The organism is Shewanella sp. 3_MG-2023 (assembly GCF_030548765.1).
GTDB lineage: Bacteria > Pseudomonadota > Gammaproteobacteria > Enterobacterales > Shewanellaceae > Shewanella.
On record NZ_JAUOSH010000038.1, the window covers coordinates 1 to 22,247 of the forward strand.

Here is a 22,247-nt window from a genome sequence, read left to right on the forward strand (position 1 = left end):
CCATGCCGGTTTTCAAGACCGGTGCATTCGACCACTCTGCCATCTCTCCGAACGAGCGAGATAATAGCTATCTCACTGTCTGGTGTAAAGCATAAATTGTCATTATCTTTCTGTTTGACTATTTCGGCAGCAATTTTGTGGTTTGTGCTGCCATTTCGTACTCACTATTTGCGATCTGATACTAGTTATCCATTTTTACTGGGGTTAGGCCTTTAGCTCGATCTTCTATGGCATCTTCTAATTCAAACCCTGACTGCTTCCATGTACCCGCTTCTTCTGGATTAAATTTCTCTTTTGACCATTCAGCTGCTGACTCAACATTAAAGCTCGCTTCGCTCCATTGCTGTGATTGTTCAGCATTAAAGCCGCTCTTACTCCATTTTTGAGCTTTAGCTGCATCAAAGCCTATCGCTTTCCAATCTGCAATATCTCTTTCTGACATTCCTTTCCAGGTTGCTGGCGATGAAGCACAGCCATAGATAAGACACACAAAGATGGCACCGATTAACTTTTTCATTGAATACTCCCTTAACTGTAAGTGTACGTAATTGATGAAAAAACCATCAACATTAAATATAGTTAGCAGATATCACAGTTTCAAGTTAGCGATAGGGAATTATGAGATTAATAGCAAAACACCACGAAATGACTAACTAATAATGCTTTATTACGGGTGTTTTAATAAGTAGGCAGAGGTTTTAGGTATTAAAAAGGCCACATAGTGTGGCCTTTTGTGTCAAACAAGCACGTACTAAAACGTATTAACTACGCTGGCGGTTTGATTTAGGACGCGCTGCGGTAGTTTTGTGCTTACGCACGGCTCGGCGGATCTTAGCGCCTTTCACTTTAGCACGAGCGACACTGTGTTTATCAGTACCTAACATGGTGCGAGTTTCAGGCTCTAGACCTGCAACTTGGCGCAAGTAGTTTACTTGCTCCATATCCAGTTCAACCCAACCGCCACGAGGTAGTGACTTAGGTAGCTCAACCATGCCGTAACGAATACGGATAAGACGGCTAACTTGCACTTCTTGTGATTCCCATAAGCGGCGAACTTCGCGGTTACGCCCTTCTTTTAGGGTCACATGCCACCATTTATTAAGGCCTTCACCACCAGCAGCTTTGATGGTGTCAAAGTTGGCAGGACCATCTTCTAATGTCACGCCTTTACGAAGACGTTGAACTGCCGCTTCAGGTACATCACCAAATGTGCGCACCGCATATTCACGGTCAACTTCATTTGATGGATGCATTAAACGGTTAGCTAGTTCACCATCAGAGGTAAATAACAGTAAACCTGAAGTATTGATATCCAAACGCCCTACCGCTACCCAACGTGAGTCACGTATTGTCGGTAAACGTTCGAAAACCGTTGTTCTGCCTTCAGGATCTTTACGACTACAAATTTCACCTTCTGGCTTATGGTATGCCAACACACGACAAATAATGTCATCTTCGGTTTTGATGGTTATAGCACGGCCATCGATACGGATTTTAGCTTCTGCTTCAACGCGATCACCTAAGTTGGCAATTTCTCCGTCTACACTAACACGGCCTGCAGCAATCCATGCCTCCATCTCACGACGGGAGCCATGGCCTGCACGGGCCAAGACTTTCTGCAATTTTTCGCTCATCTAGTTCGACTCTTCTGTTTGTTGTGACGCCATTGAGACTTTCTCAAATAACGCCTGCAATGACTCTTCATCCGATAGCGACGGTAAGTCTGCTAGGGTTTTCAAGCCAAAATATGATAAAAATTCACTGGTGGTGGCATAGAGTGCCGGTCGCCCAGGCACTTCTTTATGACCCACTGTTTTTACCCAGTGTCTATCAGCTAAACTCTTTATTATGTGGCTGCTGACGGCCACACCTCTTACATATTCAATATCACCGCGAGTAACTGGTTGCCTGTATGCAATTACTGCTAAGGTTTCTAAGGTCGCACGTGAATATTTAGGGGATTTCTCTTGCCACAATGGTTGTAAGAATTCACTTAACAGCTCTTGGGTTTGAAAGCGATAACCACCAGCCACTTCGACCAGTTGTACCCCACGCTCTTGATAATCTTGTTGTAATTCATCGAGGCATTCTTTAATGCGTGCTCGAGAGACATCAAATTTCACTAATACTGTGTCTTTTAATGCTTTTACGGTTAGTGGTTTACCCAACACAAATAAACTGGCTTCGATTAATTGTTTTAATTGAATCATGTTTATTTGCATGGTCATCCTTTATCGTATCTTGTGCAATGCAGCTTAAAACGCTTTGACATAAATGGGGGTTAACGGCTCGTTTTGAACCAAATCAACCAATAGCTCTTTAACCAGTTCCATTAAAGCTAAAAAGCTCACTACCACGCCAGCTCGGCCTTCACTAATGTCAAATAAATCAGTAAATGGCACATAATGCTCGGTCGATAGTAAAGCTAATATCTGACTCATGCGTTCACGGGTCGATAATAGCTCGCGTTTTACATGGTGATGTTCGTTGGCATCAATTCTTTTGAGTACCTCTGAAAATGCTTGAGCAATATCAACTAAAGACACTTCAGGTGGCATCACCATTGGTTTTACATTGGGCGAGAGTGTCGCTTTCGCTAAAAATACATCTCGCTCTAGCCTCGGAAGTTCATCTAAATCAGCTGATGCCTGTTTGATAACTTCATAAGCTTTCAATTGACGAATCAACACTACCCGAGGATCTTCATCATCGTCTTCTTCGGTTGCCATTTTAGGCAACAGTAGTCGTGATTTTATCTCGGCTAATGTGGCTGCCATGACTAAATAATCAGCGGCAAGCTCTATTCGCGCTTCGGTTAAAATTTCAATATAAGCTAAATATTGGCTGGTGATTTTTTCTATTGGTAAGTCAACAACGTCGAGTTTTTGCTTACGAATTAAGTACAACAATAAATCTAGCGGGCCTTCGAATGTTTCTAAAAACACCTCAAGGGCTTCAGGAGGAATGAATAAATCATTAGGCATTGCGTCAAACGCTTCGCCTCGAACAACCGCTAAAGGTAAACTTTTCTGGATACCTTGCATTGTCGTCCCTTAATTTAATGATTAAAATCAGCTTTCTAAGTCAAATAACTTATTAAACTACATTACTACTGTTTGGCTATATCTGTTGTATTTCACAAAGATTAAACTTATATCAACTAAGTATTCAGAAAATATCTGCATCTAATTTTAGCGAGAAATTACCAAACGCGCGATTATACGCACTATTGACTGTGGTTGAAACCACTATCAATCAAACTTGTGCATTCAACCGTTGCAAGGGTTATTCAAAAATACTGGTATCGCCGGCGCCTTGACGAATTATATCGATATCGCCTTCAGACATATCTATAACCGTGGTTTGATTTTCAGCAAGGTAACCACCATGAATAATAGCATCGACATTGTGCTCTAAAATATCTCGAATATGCTCAGGATCAGACTCAGCAAATTCTGCATCTGGCATCACTAAACTGGTAGACATAATTGGCGCTTCTAACGCTTCCAATAATGCCAGTGCAATTAAATTGTTTGGCACACGAATACCAATGGTCTTTTTCTTGTCACATTGTAGTCGACGCGGCACTTCTTTACTGGCTTTAAAGATGAAGGTATAAGGCCCAGGTGTGCAGCTTTTCAATAAGCGGTAAGCTTGATTATCCACTCGAGCGAAATTGGCTAATTCTGATAAATCGCGACACATTAACGAAAAATTATTGTCGTTATCAATCTTACGAATGCGCGCCATACGGGTCATGGCATCTTTTTCACCGATCATGCAGCCCAGTGCATAACCTGAATCGGTAGGATAAACAATCACCCCACCTTGTTTTAAAATATTAACCGCTTGGCTAATTAATCTCGCCTGCGGGTTTTCATCATGTATATAAAAAAATTGGCTCATGTTCGCTCCGTCCAAGATTCTGCTTGCCACACCCACTGTATTCCAGCAGGTTGGAATAAATTTTTACCCAACTCAATCCAATTACTTGGAAAATGAAAATCACTGCCAATTGACCCCATTAGGTTATTCAAATGACTTAATGCGACCAAGTTGGCTCTATCATCAATACTTTGTTGTCCTAATACGACTTCCATCGCATCACCGCCCGCTTCTTTATATTCACGGACTAATTTTTTAAGCCATTTAGCAGATAGCTTATACCCGCTTGGGTGAGCTAATACCGCAACGCCACCACTACGGTGAATAATATTAATCGCGCTGGCCATATCGCCCCAATTATTGGGAACATAACCGGTTTTATTGCGGGCTAAATACCGTTTAAAAACACTCGGCATATCTTTGGCATAGCCTTTTTCAGCTAACCAGCGCGCATAATGGCCTCGACTGATAGCTGCGCCTGCTGCAAATTTTTGTGCGCCTTCATACGCACCTTCAATACCCGCCTTAGCTAAACGAATACCAATGTCTTTAGCCCGTTGCTCACGTAATTCACGTTGGTTTGTTAAAAACGCAAGTAGCGCAGCATCGGTAATATCCAAATTTAAACCGACAATATGAATATCAAAGTTATTCCAACGAGTTGAAATTTCAACGCCATTAATCAGTTTTAATGGCGTGGAATGTTGGTTATTGTATTGATGCGCTTCAGCCAATCCAGCAACGGTGTCATGATCAGTAATAGCGAACATTTGCACGCCTTTATCAATGGCACGTTCAACAAGTTCAGCAGGAGTGAGTACGCCGTCAGATGCGGTCGTGTGGCTGTGAAGATCGGCCAATAGGGAGTCTGTTATCATTAGGTTATTGTACTTTAAACTTTGTTAGAATGCTTAGCCATCTAGCGTTTATTTGCTACATATACATCAAATTGCTACTGCTTTAGTCGCTAGTTGTAAAAAAATAATAAATTTGAGAAATATTCAATTGACTTTATAAGCCAGCTAAGGTCTTCTATAGCTAGTTACAGAATATAAAACCCATTATAAATGACTTCGCAGTGAAATGACCTGCAAATGACATAAAGAGAACCTTTTTAAATGACAAACTTTAACGCGTTAAACATCAGTTGGTGGTGGCACTTCCCAAATTAACGGGTGGTGTGAAGCGTTGTGGTTATTTAAATAACACAAGATTTTACTAAAAAGCCCGCAGAGATGTGGGCTTTTTTGCTATTTACGGCTTGCACTCTCAAATAAAACTAACGCAATCCAAGCTAAAATGAAGAGAACAGAGTATGAAAAAGCACACTATAAGCGAGGCGCAATAAGCATTATGGAACATCAATTTGCCCATGTGGTAACCCAAAAGCAGACCTTAGCATATCACGCTGACCCGCTTAGTCTTTATCAGCATATTACTGCTAATGCGCCGCATACTATGTTGTTAGAGTCAGCAGAAATAGAAAGCAAAGATCATCTTAAAAGTATTGTATTGACCCATGCAGCCATGATGGTCCGCTGTGATGGTTACCTGCTCACCTTTACTGCATTAACTGATAACGGCGCCAGCTTACTTACGCCAATCAGTAACTTTTTCCAATCCAGTGAGCAACAACGCCAAGATAATGTTATTACCATTCATCTTGCTAAAGCCAAAGAGCTACAAGATGAAGATGCCCGCTTAAAGTCCACCTCACCCCTTGATGGTTTAAGAATGTTTGTCCAGCACATACAAACTGATCAAAGTGATGCTTTTGAGGACTTATTTTTAGGCGGTGTGTTGGCCTATGACTTGATTGATACGGTAGAGCCGCTACCTGATGTTCCTAATGCCGACAACGATTGCCCTGATTACTTATTTTATTTAGCTGAAACCTTAATCTTGGTTGACCACCAAACCCAGCAAGCCGACATTATTACTCATCAATTTTTCGACAGTGCAGCTCAAGCCTCGTCACTGCTTGAGCGAGTTACTCAGCTTAAAGCCAATTGCCAAACATTGGCAGCAGTTGCGCCATTGGTCAGTATTGATGCCCCGACTCAAGTCAATATCAGCGATGAAGCCTTTAAACAAACCGTGGTTGATTTAAAAGAGCACATTGTTGCTGGCGATATTTTCCAGGTTGTCCCCTCACGTAGCTTTAGCTTGCCTTGCCCTAATACTCTAGGTGCATACCGCGCATTAAGACTGACTAACCCAAGTCCATACATGTTTTACTTTCGTGGTCCTGATTTCACTTTATTTGGCGCATCACCTGAAAGTGCCCTTAAATATGAAGCCGCCACCAATCAAGTTGAAATCTACCCTATTGCGGGTACCCGCCAACGGGGTAAAACTGCCGATGGCCAGATTGATTTTGATTTAGATAGCCGTATTGAACTTGAACTGCGCCTTGATAAAAAAGAGCTCTCTGAGCACTTAATGTTAGTGGATTTGGCCCGTAACGATATTGCTCGTATTAGTCAAAGCGGCAGTCGTAAAGTGGCCGAGTTATTAAAAGTTGACCGCTACTCTCACGTGATGCATTTGGTGAGTCGGGTGACAGGTCAATTACGCGAAGATTTAGACGCACTACATGCCTACCAAGCAAGTATGAATATGGGCACCTTAGTTGGCGCGCCTAAAGTTCGTGCTTCACAGTTAGTTAGACAAGCTGAACAAGCTCGTCGTGGCAGTTATGGCGGCGCTGTCGGTTACCTTAATGGTTTAGGTGATATGGATACCTGTATTGTGATCCGCTCAGCCTTTGTTAAACATGATGTTGCCCATATTCAAGCTGGTGCGGGTGTGGTGTTTGACTCCGATCCCCAAGCTGAAGCCAACGAAACCCGCCAAAAAGCACAAGCCGTTATTTCAGCAATTAAAATGGGAGGCGGACTATGAGCACTCTTTTAAACACAACTGCCAGCCAAGACAATAATATGAAATTGTATTTACTCGATAACTTCGACTCATTTACCTATAACTTGGTGGATCAATTCCGCTGCTTAGGCTTTGAAGTGATGATTTATCGTAATGATGTCAGTGCTGATTATTTAGCAGAAAAGCTAATAAGCGAAAACGGTAAAGCCGCATTAGTATTATCTCCCGGCCCCGGTGCGCCTCACGAAGCAGGCTGCATGATGGAGCTTATTGCAAAAGTGGCGGGTAAAGTCCCTATGTTGGGAATTTGTCTGGGTCATCAAGCCATGGTTGAGCATTACGGCGGTAAAGTCGAACGCGCTCCTTTTGTCGTTCATGGTAAAGCCAGTCCAACCATTCATAATGGCGAAGGTGTATTTGCTAACCTGCCTTCACCTCTGCCCGTTGCCCGTTATCACAGCTTAGTCGCCACTCAAGTGCCGGCATGTTTAGAGGTCATTGCCAGTACAGATGATATGCCAATGGCAATTTTGCATCCTCAAGATAAAGTGGTGGGTTTTCAATTTCACCCAGAATCAATATTAACCACTTTAGGCAGCACCTTATTAACGCAAACGCTTACCTACCTAACTCAAACATCTGCAGATGTTGATACGTCAGCTAGTGTTGATTCACCAGTTAAAGGAGCCCTGTAATGGCTGAGCTACAACCACTTTTAGACTCGCTATACCAAGGTAATGCCCTTACTCGCGGCCAAAGTGCGCAATTATTTAGTGCTATTGTTGCTGGCGAAATGGATCCCGTCGCCATGGCGGGCATGTTAGTGGCGCTAAAAATGCGCGGCGAAACCATTGATGAAATAACAGGTGCTGCAGATGCGCTGCGTCGAGCGGCTAAACCTTTCCCACGAAGCGCATCGTCGTTAAGCCAAGGCGTAGTCGATATTGTTGGCACAGGTGGCGATGGCCATAACACCATTAATATCTCTACTACCGCGTCTTTTGTTGCTGCAGCTGCAGGAGCAAAAGTCACTAAACATGGTAATCGCGGCGTATCGAGTAAATCGGGCGCATCTGATGTGCTATCGCACTGCGGCATAGCCTTAACCATGAGCCCTGAATCTGCCAGTAAATGTGTTGATGATTTTGGTTTATGTTTCTTGTTTGCGCCCCATTACCATGCCGGTGTAAGACATGCTGTGCCTGTAAGGCAAGCCCTTAAAACTCGCACCATTTTTAATATTCTAGGCCCGCTGATTAATCCAGCAAAACCTGAAGCCATGTTACTTGGGGTGTATTCACCGAAACTAATCGCGCCGATTGTCAATGTGCTTAATGCCTTAGGCGTGAAACGTGCAATGGTGGTGTATGGCAGCGGTTTAGATGAAGTTGCGTTACATGGCGAAACCCAAGTAGCTGAGCTTAATGATGGCAAAATTCGTTTTTATAAATTGACCCCACAAGACTTAGGTGTTGAGCCTGCAGAAATTAAAGCACTAGAAGGTGGTGAGCCAAGTGACAATGCCCTTATCACCCAAGCAATTTTAAAAGGTGAAGGCCAACCTGCTCATCGTGACGCTGTCGCCATTAATGCCGGCTGTGCGCTTTATGTCAGCGGTGTGTGTGACACGGTACAGCAAGGCACAGCGTTAGCACTTGAAACCATCAACAGTGGTAAAGCTTATGAAGTATTAACCCAACTCGCTGCAGCAAGCCAACAAGAGGATGCGAAATAATGACTACCACTAACTCTGGCGCTAATACAGCGGATAAAGAATCAAACGTATTAACCAAGATTGTTGATACCAAAGTAGCGCATATTGCCTCATTAAAATTGCGCTACCCTGAAGCCAGCTTACAGCCAAAAATTTCAGACCGTAGTTTGTTTGATGCGCTTAAGGCACCCAATGCCGGTTATATTTTTGAATGTAAAAAAGCCAGCCCTTCTAAAGGCCTCATTCGCCCTGTGTTTGATGTTGAAGCCATTGCCGACATTTACGTCAAATATGCCGCCGGTATTTCAGTATTAACCGATGAGCAGTTTTTCCAAGGCGATATAGACTATATTCCGTTAGTACGCGCTCGCGTTAGCCAACCTATTTTATGCAAAGACTTCTTTGTTGACCCATACCAAATCAAGCTTGCGGCTCATCAAGGCGCCGATGCAGTGCTATTAATGTTGTCAGTACTTGATGATGAGCAATACAAGCTTTTAGCCGCTGAAGCCGCAAAATACAATTTAGATGCCTTAACTGAAGTCAGTAATCAACAAGAGTTAGACCGAGCAATTGAACTTAATGCCGCTATTATCGGTATTAATAACCGTAACTTGCGTGACTTAAGTACCGACCTTGCCATGACAGAAGCCTTAGCGCCGCAAATTCCAGCTGACCGAGTTATTATTAGTGAGTCTGGCATTTACACCAACCAACAAGTTAAGCGATTAAATCCACTGGTTGATGGCTACCTTGTTGGCAGTTCAATTATGGCCCAAGATGATATTGATTTAGCCTGTCGTCAGCTCATTTTTGGCAATAATAAGGTGTGTGGTTTAACCCGTTTTGAAGACATTAGCGTGGTAGCTCAAGCGGGCGCGGTATTTGGCGGATTAATCTTTCATTCAAAATCGCCACGTCATGTCAGCGTTGAACACGCGGCAGACCTTGTTAACCAAAGCCAGCAAGCAGGCATTGGACTTCATTTTGTCGGCGTATTTGTCAATCAAGCCAATGCTGAAATCGTTGCAACCGTCAAGGCTGTTGGTTTAAAGGTAGTGCAATTACACGGTAATGAAACCAGCGCCGACATAAGCGAGCTAAAACAATTACTCGCAAGCGCCAAGCTTGATTGCCAAATTTGGAAAGCGGTGAGCGTAGAAAGCAGCACCAATACCGTTGGCGATAAAGCACAAGGCTGTGGCCGATACTTATTCGATAGTAAAAATAGTGCTGGATTTGGCGGCACCGGCGAGACATTTAACTGGCAAGGGTTACTCGATTCATCAGTTATAACAGCGACTGAACGAGATAACGCCATGCTTGCAGGTGGGCTGACACCCGAAAATATATTTGAAGCCAACCAGCAAGGCTTTTATGGCTTAGATGTTAATTCAGGGGTTGAATCTGCGCCCGGAATTAAAGATGCACACAAAATTAATTTAGCCTTTAACGCCATTAGAAAGAATTAGTGCCATTAGGCAAGACTGAATGGCAAAGCGCCTGCTAAACAACAAAATTAAACAGAATCATTAAGGAATACCCATGACAAAGCTTAAGTTAGACCCTTATTTTGGTGAATATGGCGGCATGTATGTGCCACAAATTCTAGTCCCTGCTCTTAAGCAACTAGAAACTGCCTTTGTTGATGCTCAAGAAGATCCTGAGTTTCAAAAAGAGTTTACTGATTTACTGAAAAACTATGCTGGCCGCCCAACTGCGCTGACATTAACCCGTAATTTAAGCCCTAACCCAATGGTAAAAATTTACCTAAAGCGTGAAGACTTACTCCACGGCGGCGCCCATAAAACTAACCAAGTATTAGGTCAGGCATTACTGGCAAAACGTATGGGTAAAAAAGAAATTATTGCAGAAACCGGAGCAGGCCAACATGGCGTTGCATCGGCATTAGCCTGTGCGTTATTAGGGCTTAAATGTAAAGTTTACATGGGCGCTAAAGACGTTGAGCGTCAATCACCTAACGTATTTAGAATGAAGTTAATGGGCGCAGAAGTTATCCCTGTCACCTCAGGCTCAGGTACCCTTAAAGATGCTTGTAATGAAGCCATGCGTGACTGGTCTGCAAGTTATGACAAAGCACATTACTTATTAGGCACAGCTGCTGGGCCGCATCCATTTCCGACAATTGTACGTGAATTTCAGCGCATGATTGGTGAAGAAACTAAACAGCAAATTCTTAAAAAAGAAGGCCGTTTACCAGATGCCGTGATTGCCTGTGTCGGTGGAGGTTCAAACGCCATTGGCATGTTCGCTGACTTTATTGATGAAAAAGACGTTGAGCTTATTGGCGTTGAGCCGGCAGGTAAAGGCATTGATACCCCAATGCACGGCGCGCCGTTAAAGCACGGTAAAACTGGTATTTTCTTTGGGATGAAAGCGCCGCTAATGCAAAATAGCGATGGCCAAATTGAAGAATCATACTCAGTGTCAGCAGGTCTTGATTTCCCATCTGTTGGTCCACAGCATGCTTATTTAAATTCAATTGGCCGCGCTCGATATGAGTCAGCAACCGATGATGAAGCCTTAGAGTGTTTCCAGTTATTGGCTCGCACTGAAGGGATTATCCCAGCATTAGAGTCAGCTCACGCGATCGCTTATGCCGTACGATTAGCAAAAGAGGCAACCAAAGAAACCATTTTAGTGGTTAACCTTTCGGGCCGTGGTGATAAAGATATTTTCACCGTCTCTGACATTCTAGAACAACGTGCTTCAGCTGATGCTGCGAAATAAGGAAATCAACATGTCTGTAAATAATACCAATCGTTATCAAGCTGCTTTCGCTGAATTAGCCGCTAAAAAACAAGGCGCTTTTGTGCCTTTTGTGACCTTAGGCGATCCATCGGTTGAAGTATCACTTAACATCATTAAAACCCTAGTGGATAACGGCGCTGACGCATTAGAGTTAGGCTTTCCGTTTTCAGATCCATTAGCAGATGGCCCTGTGATCCAAGGCGCAAACTTACGTGCCCTAGACTCTGGCACCACAGTGGCTGATTGCTTTGCGCTGCTCACCCAAGTGCGTGAGTTATACCCAGATATGCCTATTGGCTTATTGTTATACGCAAACCTTGTGTTTACTAATGGCATTGATGCGTTTTATAGCAAAGTGCAACAAGCCGGTGTTGATTCTGTGCTAATTGCGGACGTGCCCGTTGAAGAGTCAGCTCCCTTTAGTGAAGCTGCTAAAAAACACGGGATCTCGCCAATTTTTATCGCCCCGCCTAATGCTGATAGCGACACCTTAAAAATGGTCAGCGTTGAAGGTCAAGGCTATACCTATTTGTTATCTCGTGCTGGGGTAACAGGAACAGAGTCAAAAGCTGGCCAGCCCATTGATCAAATACTCGCTAAACTGGCTGAATATAATGCACCGCCACCATTATTAGGTTTTGGTATTGCTGAGCCAAGCCAAGTCAGTGAAGCTATTAACGCTGGCGCTGCTGGCGCAATTTCAGGTTCTGCTGTAGTGAAAATCATTGAGCGAAACCAGCACGATGAAGCGGCATTGCTACAACAGTTAGCTGAATTTACCCGTAATATGAAAGCGGCGACGCATAAGGGCTAATTGAGTAAGCTTACAAGTCAACGGACATAAACTGACGTTAATTAAAGCAAAACATTGAAACTAAATATGCCGTAATCCAATAGGATTGCGGCATTTTTTTATATTAATGGGGCCAAACATACACAGCGCCAATACCGATCCTCAACGATCAATAAAAACTTATCAAAATTTCCCCAAGTTCAGCCGAACGACGGCGAATCAACTTCAGATCAGCTGCGGTAACTGCTACACTTTGAGCCATTATTTTCCTTTAGCAAACGGACTGCTAACACTTACTTTTAGGTTATTGCATCTAATGAAACAACTGCTTGATTTTCTGCCATTGGTTATCTTTTTTACCGTCTATAAATTTTATGATATTTATACTGCAACAGGTGCGCTAATTGCTGCCACAGCCGTGCAGCTTATCGTGACTTATTTGCTCTATAAACAAGTCGAAAAAATGCATTTTATCACCTTTGCCATGGTGACCTTTTTCGGCACCTTAACCTTAGTGTTCCATGATGACGCATTCATTAAATGGAAAGTCACCATAGTCTATGCCTTCTTCGCCATCGCATTACTTGTCAGCCAGTTAATTGGCAAGCCAATTTTAAAAAGCATGCTTGGCAAAGAAATGAAGTGTGCTGATAACATTTGGGCCAACGTCACTTGGTATTGGGTTACCTTCTTTGTTGCCTGTGGTTTGGCTAATATCTATGTTGCCTTCAGTTTGCCGCTAGAAACCTGGGTCAACTTTAAAGTCTTTGGCTTAAGTGCATTAACACTGGTCAATACTGTTATTACCGTTGTGTATCTGTATAAACATATGGAACATGATGAGTCTGAACAAGCAAAATAAACTTAAGGAAACTTACTTATGTGGTACATGATTTCGTCACAAGATGTTGAAAACAGTTTAGAAAAGCGCATGGCTGTCCGCCCTGCTCATTTAGCGCGCCTAGAAGCATTGGCTGGCGAAGGTCGTTTGCTTGTTGCAGGCCCTCATCCTGCTATTGATAACGAAAATCCTGGTGAAGCAGGCTTTACCGGTTCGTTAGTAGTTGCTGATTTTGAGTCATTAGTCGCTGCACAAGCTTGGGCAGATGAAGACCCGTATATTGCAGCGGGCGTTTATGAAAAAGTTATCGTTAAGCCATTTAAAAGAGTACTGGTTTAATGAAAATAGTCTCATTTAACATTAATGGTATTCGAGCACGTTTGCATCAGCTGCAAGCGTTAATCGACAGCCACCAGCCTGATGTTATTGGCCTGCAAGAAACCAAAGTCCACGATGAAGCATTTCCAGTCGCTGACGTTGAAGCAATGGGTTATCACGTACATTATCACGGTGGTAAAGCCCATTACGGTGTGGCTATGCTGTCAAAAGCTGAACCTGTTGAAGTCATTAAAGGTTTTAGTAGCGATGCAGAAGATGCCCAACGCCGGATGATCATGGGTAAGTTTACTCAAGCTAATGGCCGTATTCTAACGGTGATAAATGGCTATTTCCCACAAGGGGAGAACATCAGCCATGAGACTAAATACCCTGCTAAACGCAAATTCTACCAAGACTTAATGCAACACCTTGCCGATAACCACACCCCAGATGAAGATATCGCGATTATTGGTGATATTAATATTTCACCGATTGATTTAGATATTGGTATTGGTGAAGTGAACGCCAAGCGTTGGCTTAAAAGCGGTAAGTGCAGTTTTCAACCTGAAGAACGTGAATGGTTAGCGACATTAAAAGACTGGGGCTTTGTTGATAGTTTCCGTGAATTACACCCAGATCGCACTGAGCGTTATTCTTGGTTTGATTATCGCAGTAAGGGCTTTGTTGATAACCGCGGTTTACGTATTGATGTGGTGATGGTGACCAAATCTATGTTGCCAAGGCTGACTGAATCAGACGTAGATTACGATTTACGCGCGATTGAAAAACCATCAGATCACGCCCCGATTTGGAGTACTTTTTCAGACTAGTTTTCTGATGCGAATGTAAAACCTTAAGGTTGGCATTCCTATGTTTTGTCCTAAAAAGCCTAACTACACCTTGAGTATATAGTAGTTAGGCTTTTTGATAACTGCCTCGCTTTAAATGACCAAGGTGGCTTTATTGATGCCTAGATTAATCAGCATAAGTTTCAGTTGATGCACAAACTTTGTTTCGGCCAGATTTCTTAGCTTGATACATGGCATGGTCAGCATCAGCAATCAGTTTATCTAATGATGTACCAGAAGTGCTGAAGTCACTCACCCCAAAGCTGCCACTTATCTCAAAATTAAACCCTGTTTCATCAGTGATGATTGCATTAAGTTTGGCTCGGTAGGTTTCAGCTATGACTAATGCATCGCTTATGCTGCAGTTGGGCAAAAACAAACAAAACTCTTCACCGCCAACACGGGCAAAAATATCTTTATTACGGACTATTTCTTTGCACTCTGAAGCGACCATTTTTAATACCCAGTCCCCAGTTTTATGGCCATAACTGTCATTGATGTTTTTGAACCTGTCTAAGTCAAACAATATACAGCTGCCTGACTGCTTGAGGTTATTACACCGAGCAATCGCAACAATGGCTTTTTGAGTAAAATAGCGACGATTAAACAATCCGGTTAGGCCATCATTTTGCGCTAGATGGCGCAGTTTCTTTTGCGTCGATTTGGTTCTAAAAATCATTCCAAGTAATACGGTGACACACAAAATAAGCAGTGCGATAAATAAACGGTTATTTTCTGATTCAACGGTATCAATCTTTTGTTTTAGCAATAATAAATTGTTTTGTTGGCGTAAAAACTCAATATTATTTTGTTGCTCAGCAGCTCGATGTTTTGCGAGTTGAAAAGCTAAGTGTTTGGCTTTTATATCATTCAAGTAAGCCTTATCCGCTTCGGCAAATTGTTGATAATATTTAAGCGCCTCAATGGGGTTATTCGCTTGTTCAGCAAGGCTATACAATATTTTATTAGCAATCACTTCTGGTTCTGAACTGCCTAAAGTTTCAGTATAAGTTAATGTCTTTAAAGCCATTTCTTTAGCCTGCTGGTTTTCACCTAAGTCGAAATAGGCTTGAGCAAGCAATCCATGGTAATAGGATAATATTGGGGTGTATTGGGTTTGCTCAATCATCGATTGGTGTTTTAGCAATAGCACTAACGCTTTCTGATGATAATTTTGCTTAATTAATAATGAAGCCTTAGAGGTATAAATCGCGCTCAGCACCACAGGCTCCTCTGCTTGTTCGCAAGACTCAATGGCATCATTAAAAAGTGGACTGTCGTAGTCAAGTAAATTGAGCTTAGATTTAGCTTCTAATGAAAGCTGCGCCGCCATGCAGTGATTACGGCCTTTTGTGACGTAATCAGATAGCTTACTGGCATATTCTTCACCTAGCTCATATTGACCAATTTGATTATAAAAAATGGCATTAATGAGTAATCCACGTTGTTTATTTTCGTTATCTACAATATCGGGCAATAAGCTTTGGCTAATGAGCAGATGCTTTAGGCCTTGATTCCAATCTTTCGATATAGCATAGATGTTAACCAGTGATATCGTTGCCCGAAATCTAATCGACGTGGATGTTTGATCGTTATCAACAATATCGGTATAAAGCGCTATCGCGCCTTTAAAGTCACCTTTAAATGATTTTTGATAAGCCAGCAAGTATTGATAATGGTCTTGTTGTTGCTGAGACAGCTGTGCTTGTTCTAGTTCTGATAATATTGTCTGAAACGTTTCTGGGTGACTACTGCGTAGATTATCAGCCTTAACTAACAAATCATCGATGTAATTTGCGTTTAGCGATGTTGAAATAAATAGCGCGAAAATAAAAACAAACTTTTTCATCAACTTTAGATCCATTTTTATTTTCGCCTGTAAGTTATGCTGATAGCTATTTAAGCTGAGAGTTTGATATTTGAAATGGTGTTATCTGTATCTTTTGGCTGGCTTTCATCAGCAGGTTTGTCATCCTCTGTCGGCTTGTCACTTTCAGCCGGGACCATTAAACAAACAATATCAGGGCAAATATCGAGCTGTTTTTCTAAGCTAGTAATGTCATTATTTGATAAAGCCAGTTTTAACTCGGGAGTTAAGTTAGAGGTTGAAATCGCATCCGCTAATGAAAGTGGATTTTGTAAGTCCGCATCTTGGCCCATACGCTCGAGTAATTGAATAATGTTTGACATGTTTTCTCCTTAAAATGATGTCTTGTAAATCCAGCTTATATTTACAATTTAGCTTGCTTGGTGGTGACTTAATTGAGCTTCTAGCTCAAGCAGTCGAGTTTGTAATTTGGTATTAACTTTCATACTTTCTGAAGGTGGGATCACCAATGTGGTATGTTGATGGATAGCAACTTGGGCTAGTTCGTTAACTGGGATATGCTGTTGGCGAACCTTATCAATCGGCAAAACTGCCGCTTCATATAATATTACCGAATGGTCTGCAGGATAAGTTTCAAGTAACAGTTCAACTAACAGTTGCTTATGGGCTTGTCCTGTCTCAAGTCGCTGTAATGACTTATCGCCAGCCACACCCACTTGCCATAATATTAAGTAAGCAGATGCATCAATTTTACGTTGATAGAACATAAATTGACTTGCTTCAAAATGCTGACAACCAACGCGACCAGGGTCGATGCCTAAATCAGCGTATAAACAGTCTTCAGCAGAAATGCCAGGGATCATCTTGGCAGCAAAACCCTCTTGTTTTGCCTGTTCGATTGCAACATGGGGAGCTTGAGCGAATACGCCTGGGTGGCCGTAAAAAGCGCCAACGACTTTTTTACCCGCTCTGACTTGTGCGAGCATGGCATCAACCATTTGTTTATAGGTAATGTGGCGAGACTTTCCTTTATCGTAGAAGACTTGTAGGCTTCGGACATCGGGGTGCATTTCTTTAAGCCATAACTCGACAATACCGTTAGAGACACCAGAAAATACCACGTCGGCTTTATCAATATGGCTCTTGCTAATAGGGCAAATATGCGCCCCTAGCGTCATTCCTAACCCTACGCAAACTAAAGATCCATTCATTGGAGTGTATTCTCACGCCTTAATAATTACAGCTAATGTTGCTTCAATGTTACCTTGATGGTAACAATTTAACAGGTATTAATATGATTTGGCAGTGATTTTTGCCAAGTTTCTCCGGTGACATAACTACTGATGTGTTCAGGTTTACCTTTAGTGCTTTTTTTACCAGTGATATCAGCTTCTGGCTGTTCGTTAATAAACCCCAACTTTTGGGTAATCCTATGGGTTGCATAATTGGTGCTGTCATATTGAGCGTAAATTCGTTCGAATTTAAGCTGACTAAAACCAAAACTAATTAAGCCGATAGTCGCCTCTTCAGCAAGTAACTTACCGTTATATTGTCTTAGTAACATAATGCCTATATCTGCGCGGTTCGATTGATTTTGTTGTGCAAATAAACTTTGTAAACCGATTGCTTGGTTATTGTGTTCGATGACCCAAACCCAGTATTTTTTTGTTGGGGTAAGGTTATTTTGAATGGCAGTTTCGAAAAATTGTTTGATTTGCTTCGGCTCAAAAGGGGCGCATATTTTTCGCATTGTCTTAGGGTCGGAATAAAGCTGCACAAATATGTCAAAATCACCTTGCTGTATTAATCGCATCGACAGACGTTGAGTGTTAAAGCGGTAATTCATTTAACCGCACCCGTTGATACTGATAGCTGATGTTTGGCTGCCCCTTGCACCAGTTTTGATTCAAAGGGTACTTGCTCTGCAAAACGAATCACTCCAGTTTTATGTTCCTCTCGGTCAAAAATAACGTAGTAATTGTTGAGTAGCGGTAAGCCAATTAATGACTGATTACCCCACTGCGGTAACTTGCCAATAATTTTGAAACACGCTTTACCTTGTAAAGGACTATTAAGTTGCCAGTAATCATGGGGCTTGCAAGTTAATGTGATGGGTTCTGGTTGGTGACTATTGGTTTGAGTATGAGTTTGAGTTTGAGTTTGAGTTTGAGAGTGAGTATGAGAAGCTGGCGCACCGCCATGACCATCACACTCAGAATGTCCCGCAAAAATAAACTCAATATCTGGCCACTGAGTTAAATCCAGTAATTCGGCATCAATTCCCACTTCTTGTGCTGCAAGGTCAGTAAAAGGCGCAATTAAGCTTAAAAAATCCTGTGGAATGCCAGTGTGTTTGTTTGGTTTGGACGCCGCTACAGTTTGAGTCAGTGTGTGTAAGTTCTGCTTTAACCCCTCGAATAACACATCGGTTAACATGATACCGCTAGTGCCGGTATCGATAATTGCATTGGTTAAGTAGTAGGCAAATTCAGGTTTAAGATCGGCGGCATTAATTTGCGCAAAGTCACCCACTTTAATCCCAACTAAGGTGACATTGTAGTGTACGTTATGTTCAACCTTTATGTGCTTGAATTGACCTTGATATAAGTGTGTTTGCTCTTTGCCACCACCAAGAATTAACCAGCCCTGATTTAAAGGATCTGCAGCAAGTGATGCTTTTGATGGCGTTGCACTTGCCACATGCACACTGGATCGCTGAGAGTAAAAAGCGAACTTGTTTGCACATAATCCTTGAGTTTCTAACTGGGTAAAATACGGCAAAATATCCTGCTCTGGCTGAGTTTTTAAAAAAGCCTTAAAGCGGGTTAAATCATTGCTACTAAAGTGCTGATGTTCATCAGTGTGGTGATGAGTATCATTTGGGCAAACCGAATCCTCTTCTGAAAATGGCCAAGGATAGGTAACTGGCGGGGAAACATTACGTTCAACTAAATAATCATGCAGGTCATAGCTTGAATTCAGTTGATAGTAAGCTAGGCCTAAAATACCATTGGCTTCGCCAAATGTTTTGCGTTGTGCCAGCGAAGACACCACTGCTACAGGACACGGATTCAAAGTAAATGAAAATGTATCATTGCCTATGGTGACATTCGTATTTATGACAGGCCCGTCCCAACCACCGATACCGTAAGTCACTTCCTGAGCAAAACTGGTGGCCGTTAAATCTGTATCATCTTCGGGGTGATAAGCGACTTGACCGACAACTAATGTGCTACTACCTGAATCAACAATTAAGTTCACTTCCGTTTGTTGACTGCCAATATGTAACTTTACTGTGTAACCGCCTTTTGCATAAATATTGATGAGAGGTAAGGCCAATGGATGTGTTGCTGTCATGTGTCGCAGTCCTGTGCTGTTGAGATGTACTTTTAGAATCGATAATTTAGCTTTAGCTTATATTAAATAAAATTACCTTACTTGTTTTAATTAACTCTTAGCCAAAACATTAGCATGGCCCCTTTTTACAAAAAGCGTCACTGTTGACCTTCTAAATCGAATATGTGCTCACTTCAATAAAGCCTGTGCTGGTCTTGCAAATTTCAGTGTTATTTATACTTTGTTATTAAAAATACTTACAAAAAAACGCCCAAATTCTATCACCAATTTGGGCGTTTAAACTTGCTGGCTAAAGTTACATTTTTAACACTTTATTCAGTGGTAAATCACGATAGCGCTTACCGGTAGCAGCAAAAATCGCATTGGTTAAACTTGGCGCCACTGGCGGCACACCGGGCTCACCCACACCAGCGGGTTTTGCGCTTGATGCCACGACAATGGTTTCAATTTCAGGTGATTGCCCCATTCGTAATAACCGATAGTTATGGAAGTTTGATTGCTCCACTTTACCGTCTTTGTAGCTAATCTCGCCCATCATCGCGAGGCTTAAACCAAATATAACCGCACCTTCTGTTTGCGAGTGCGCTCTATCAGGGTTAACCACTGTACCCGCATCAATGGCGGCGATACTCTTTAAAACCTTGAGGTTATCGCCGTTAACTTCAACTAATGTCGCAACCGCCACGTAGCTGACAAAGCTACGATGTACTGCAAAACCCCAGCCTTGACCGTCTTTGACTTTAGGGTGTTTCGCCATCGCTTTTTCTACCGCATCGATAACACCAAGAAAACGACCAATATCGATGGGAAAATCATCTAAGGTTTCACCATAGTTACCGTATTTGACGATTTGGTTCTCAAGCTTTTCATAGCGTGGCGTACCGAGCAGCTCACGCCACATTGCAATGCAAGGTTTACCTGCATTGACCGCCAGTTCATCGACAAAGCTACCGATCCCAAAACCGTGTTGAATATTACACACAGAGCGCATCCAACCGATACGAGAGTGAGCCGTGGCTTTCACTGACTCTAATTGAATTTGAGGTAAATTAAACGGCATATCGGAAAAGCCCAGGTCCAATTCGCCAGCCGATGGCATATCAACGCCTTCAGCAAAGGTTGAACTAATAGACGGGAAACCACTGCGAGCCAGTAATGCTTGTGGCGCTTGGTTGTTATCTAACTTAGCTTGATAATACTGAGCGCTAATTGCATGGTAATAGCCATTTTGAATTTCATCTTCACGGCTCCAGCTGACTTTTACTGGCTTATTCAGTTGCTTGGATAATATCGCCGCTTCTACACTAAAGTCGGGCTTAGATTTACGTCCAAAACCACCACCAAGTAGGGTGACATTGACTTTAACTTGCTCGTCTTTAAGCCCTAAAGTGCCGGCAACATTTTTCTGAGTGCTTTGGGGCGTTTGAGTTGATGCCCACAGCTCGCAACCTTCTTTGGTAACTGAAGCGACCGCTACAGGTGGCTCCATCATCGCATGGGTGAGATACGGCACTGTGTACACCGCTGATAAGCTATTATCTTTATTCCAATCAGTAACACTGTCACCCAATTGGCGAATAACTTGTCCAGGTTGGCCAACCCGAGTCACTAGCTGAGCTAAATCTGCATCAGAGTCATAACGGCTATTAGCTGATTCGGTCCAAGTTACTTTTAATGCTTTTCGACCTTGAATTGCGCTCCAGGTGTTACTCGCAATAACAGCTACCCCGCCAAGGGCTTGAAATAACGGCGCGCCTTTAGCAATAGGAATTTGAATAACATCTAGCACTCCTGCAACCGCCCTTGCTGCACTGTCATCAATTGAGGCAACATCGCTGCCTAAAACTGGCGGGCGAGTGATTGAGGCGTAAACCATGCCTTCAACCTTAATATCATAACCAAACACCGCTTTACCGCTGATCATGTCGTCCATATCAACAATTGCGGGAGATTTACCAATGTGGGTAAATTTTGACGCAGGCTTTAAAGTCACACTATCAAGTGCTGGCGTAGTTAATACACTTGCTGCAAGCGCTAAATCGCCAAAACTTAACGACTTTGAGGAGGACTTATCATGGACTTTACCCGCCTTGGCATACACTTGCGATGGCGGTACTTTCCACTCATTCGCAGCAGCTTGCTCAAGCATGACTCGGGCAGTAGCACCCATTTGACGCATTCGCTGATAATGCTTACGTATACTGCGACTGCCATCGGTATTTTGACTGCCAAACTCTTCGTTAGCGAGACCTTGCACGACGACGATTTGTTCCCAGTCAGCTTCTAACTCATCTGCTAATACTTGAGGAATACCCGTTCTGATCCCTTGGCCCATTTCAGAGCGGTGACAGGTCAAATACACTTTATTGTCTTCACCAATGGCAATAAACAAGTTTAGCTGCGCTTGTTTGCCTTCTGCCATGGCCATTGGGCTCCAAGCAAGCCCAGATGCTCCAAGGGCTAAACCACCTCCTACGGCGCCAAATAACTTCAACACCCCACGGCGACTCATATTTTCTACGGCGGTAAAGGTAGTCATAATTACGCCTCCGCTTTGCTGTTAGCAGCAGTAAAAATAGCTGCCTTAATACGTGGATAGGTGCCGCAACGACAAATATTACCGGTCATCGCTTGATCAATTTGTGCTTCTGTTGGATTGGCTGTCGTGGTTAATAATGCCGCTGCAGACATTAACTGCCCTGCTTGGCAATAACCGCATTGCGGTACGTTATGTTCAACCCAAGCCGCTTTTAACTTGTCAGCTTCAAGGCCTTCAATGGTGGTAATTTGCTTACCTGCTGCTTGCTTAATACTGGTCAGGCAGCCTCTAACCGGTTTGCCATCAAGGTGAACAGTGCAAGCGCCGCATAAGCCAGCGCCGCAACCAAACTTAGTCCCAGTTAAGCCTAAGATATCGCGCAGCGCCCATAAAATGGGCATATTCGGGTCGGCATCAAGGCTAAAATTTTTGCCATTTACCTGCAACGTTTGTGTTTGTTGTGTCATAA

At 42.7% G+C, this 22,247-nt stretch carries 22 protein-coding genes; 9 read left to right on the plus strand and 13 right to left on the minus strand.

The features are described from left to right. Positions 1 to 181 precede the first annotated feature (181 nt). The 6 genes from Q4591_RS17485 to Q4591_RS17510 all read right to left on the minus strand — a co-directional run bounded on the left by Q4591_RS17485 (position 182) and on the right by Q4591_RS17510 (position 4,763). Positions 182 to 517 carry a hypothetical protein gene (locus Q4591_RS17485; RefSeq protein ID WP_102437417.1) on the minus strand — a complete coding sequence of 112 codons (336 nt, stop codon included), beginning with the start codon at positions 515 to 517 and terminating at the stop codon, positions 182 to 184. A gap of 244 nt (positions 518 to 761) precedes the next feature. After that, positions 762 to 1,634, minus strand: a complete 873-nt coding sequence (gene rluB / locus Q4591_RS17490) for a 23S rRNA pseudouridine(2605) synthase RluB (protein WP_076537086.1) — start codon at positions 1,632 to 1,634, stop codon at positions 762 to 764. Further along, positions 1,635 to 2,222: an SMC-Scp complex subunit ScpB gene (gene scpB, locus Q4591_RS17495; RefSeq protein WP_102437419.1), complete on the minus strand. Its 588-nt coding sequence runs from the start codon at positions 2,220 to 2,222 to the stop codon at positions 1,635 to 1,637. Between the two features lie 33 nt (positions 2,223 to 2,255). After that, positions 2,256 to 3,044 (minus strand): ScpA family protein, encoded by a 789-nt coding sequence (locus Q4591_RS17500; RefSeq protein ID WP_076537092.1) that lies wholly within the window; start codon positions 3,042 to 3,044, stop codon positions 2,256 to 2,258. 241 nt (positions 3,045 to 3,285) lie between these two features. Then, positions 3,286 to 3,906, minus strand: a complete 621-nt coding sequence (locus Q4591_RS17505) for an L-threonylcarbamoyladenylate synthase (RefSeq protein ID WP_076537094.1) — start codon at positions 3,904 to 3,906, stop codon at positions 3,286 to 3,288. Then, positions 3,903 to 4,763 carry a PHP domain-containing protein gene (locus Q4591_RS17510; RefSeq protein ID WP_303462134.1) on the minus strand — a complete coding sequence of 287 codons (861 nt, stop codon included), beginning with the start codon at positions 4,761 to 4,763 and terminating at the stop codon, positions 3,903 to 3,905. The genes Q4591_RS17505 and Q4591_RS17510 overlap by 4 nt, the downstream gene beginning before the upstream one ends. Before the next feature lie 475 nt (positions 4,764 to 5,238). On the opposite strand from Q4591_RS17510, the gene Q4591_RS17515 reads away from it, so the two are divergent. The 9 genes from Q4591_RS17515 (at position 5,239) to xthA (ending at position 14,036) form a co-directional block, all read left to right on the plus strand. Further along, entirely contained in the window at positions 5,239 to 6,789 is a 1,551-nt protein-coding gene (locus Q4591_RS17515; protein ID WP_198590903.1) for an anthranilate synthase component 1, read from the plus strand. Between the two features lie 38 nt (positions 6,790 to 6,827). Next, entirely contained in the window at positions 6,828 to 7,463 is a 636-nt protein-coding gene (locus Q4591_RS17520) for an aminodeoxychorismate/anthranilate synthase component II (protein ID WP_102437589.1), read from the plus strand. Then, positions 7,463 to 8,503 (plus strand): anthranilate phosphoribosyltransferase, encoded by a 1,041-nt coding sequence (gene trpD, locus Q4591_RS17525; RefSeq protein WP_102437425.1) that lies wholly within the window; start codon positions 7,463 to 7,465, stop codon positions 8,501 to 8,503. Before Q4591_RS17520 ends, trpD begins: the two co-directional genes overlap by 1 nt. Further along, entirely contained in the window at positions 8,503 to 9,954 is a 1,452-nt protein-coding gene (gene trpCF / locus Q4591_RS17530; protein WP_102519773.1) for a bifunctional indole-3-glycerol-phosphate synthase TrpC/phosphoribosylanthranilate isomerase TrpF, read from the plus strand. The genes trpD and trpCF overlap by 1 nt, the downstream gene beginning before the upstream one ends. A 73-nt stretch (positions 9,955 to 10,027) precedes the next feature. Continuing rightward, entirely contained in the window at positions 10,028 to 11,233 is a 1,206-nt protein-coding gene (trpB, locus tag Q4591_RS17535) for a tryptophan synthase subunit beta (RefSeq protein ID WP_102437427.1), read from the plus strand. A gap of 4 nt (positions 11,234 to 11,237) precedes the next feature. Then, entirely contained in the window at positions 11,238 to 12,068 is an 831-nt protein-coding gene (gene trpA, locus Q4591_RS17540) for a tryptophan synthase subunit alpha (protein ID WP_198590468.1), read from the plus strand. Positions 12,069 to 12,363: 295 nt separating this feature from the next. Next, the gene (locus Q4591_RS17545) at positions 12,364 to 12,909 is read left to right on the plus strand and encodes a septation protein A (protein ID WP_303462136.1); all 546 of its coding nucleotides are present in this window, start codon (positions 12,364 to 12,366) and stop codon (positions 12,907 to 12,909) included. Between the two features lie 18 nt (positions 12,910 to 12,927). Next, complete coding sequence (locus Q4591_RS17550; protein ID WP_102437429.1) at positions 12,928 to 13,227, plus strand: YciI family protein; 300 nt, start codon at positions 12,928 to 12,930, stop codon at positions 13,225 to 13,227. Further along, positions 13,227 to 14,036: an exodeoxyribonuclease III gene (xthA, locus tag Q4591_RS17555; protein WP_102476971.1), complete on the plus strand. Its 810-nt coding sequence runs from the start codon at positions 13,227 to 13,229 to the stop codon at positions 14,034 to 14,036. The genes Q4591_RS17550 and xthA overlap by 1 nt, the downstream gene beginning before the upstream one ends. 145 nt (positions 14,037 to 14,181) lie before the next feature. Here xthA and Q4591_RS17560 read toward each other — a convergent pair whose 3' ends face one another. From Q4591_RS17560 to Q4591_RS17590, 7 genes are all read right to left on the minus strand, one after another. Next, the gene (locus tag Q4591_RS17560; RefSeq protein ID WP_303462138.1) at positions 14,182 to 15,903 is read right to left on the minus strand and encodes a GGDEF domain-containing protein; all 1,722 of its coding nucleotides are present in this window, start codon (positions 15,901 to 15,903) and stop codon (positions 14,182 to 14,184) included. A gap of 50 nt (positions 15,904 to 15,953) precedes the next feature. Further along, positions 15,954 to 16,244, minus strand: a complete 291-nt coding sequence (locus Q4591_RS17565) for a hypothetical protein (protein ID WP_303445689.1) — start codon at positions 16,242 to 16,244, stop codon at positions 15,954 to 15,956. 48 nt (positions 16,245 to 16,292) lie between these two features. Continuing rightward, complete coding sequence (locus Q4591_RS17570; RefSeq protein WP_303462140.1) at positions 16,293 to 17,093, minus strand: SAM-dependent methyltransferase; 801 nt, start codon at positions 17,091 to 17,093, stop codon at positions 16,293 to 16,295. A gap of 68 nt (positions 17,094 to 17,161) precedes the next feature. Continuing rightward, entirely contained in the window at positions 17,162 to 17,728 is a 567-nt protein-coding gene (locus tag Q4591_RS17575; protein WP_303462142.1) for a GNAT family N-acetyltransferase, read from the minus strand. After that, positions 17,725 to 19,239, minus strand: coding sequence for a pepsin-like aspartic protease (locus Q4591_RS17580; protein ID WP_303462144.1), 1,515 nt, complete (start codon positions 19,237 to 19,239; stop codon positions 17,725 to 17,727). Before Q4591_RS17580 ends, Q4591_RS17575 begins: the two co-directional genes overlap by 4 nt. A 295-nt stretch (positions 19,240 to 19,534) precedes the next feature. Then, complete coding sequence (locus tag Q4591_RS17585) at positions 19,535 to 21,778, minus strand: molybdopterin cofactor-binding domain-containing protein (protein WP_102476965.1); 2,244 nt, start codon at positions 21,776 to 21,778, stop codon at positions 19,535 to 19,537. Positions 21,779 to 21,780: 2 nt separating this feature from the next. Further along, positions 21,781 to 22,245 (minus strand): (2Fe-2S)-binding protein, encoded by a 465-nt coding sequence (locus Q4591_RS17590; RefSeq protein ID WP_303462147.1) that lies wholly within the window; start codon positions 22,243 to 22,245, stop codon positions 21,781 to 21,783. Between the last annotated feature and the right edge of the window lie 2 nt (positions 22,246 to 22,247).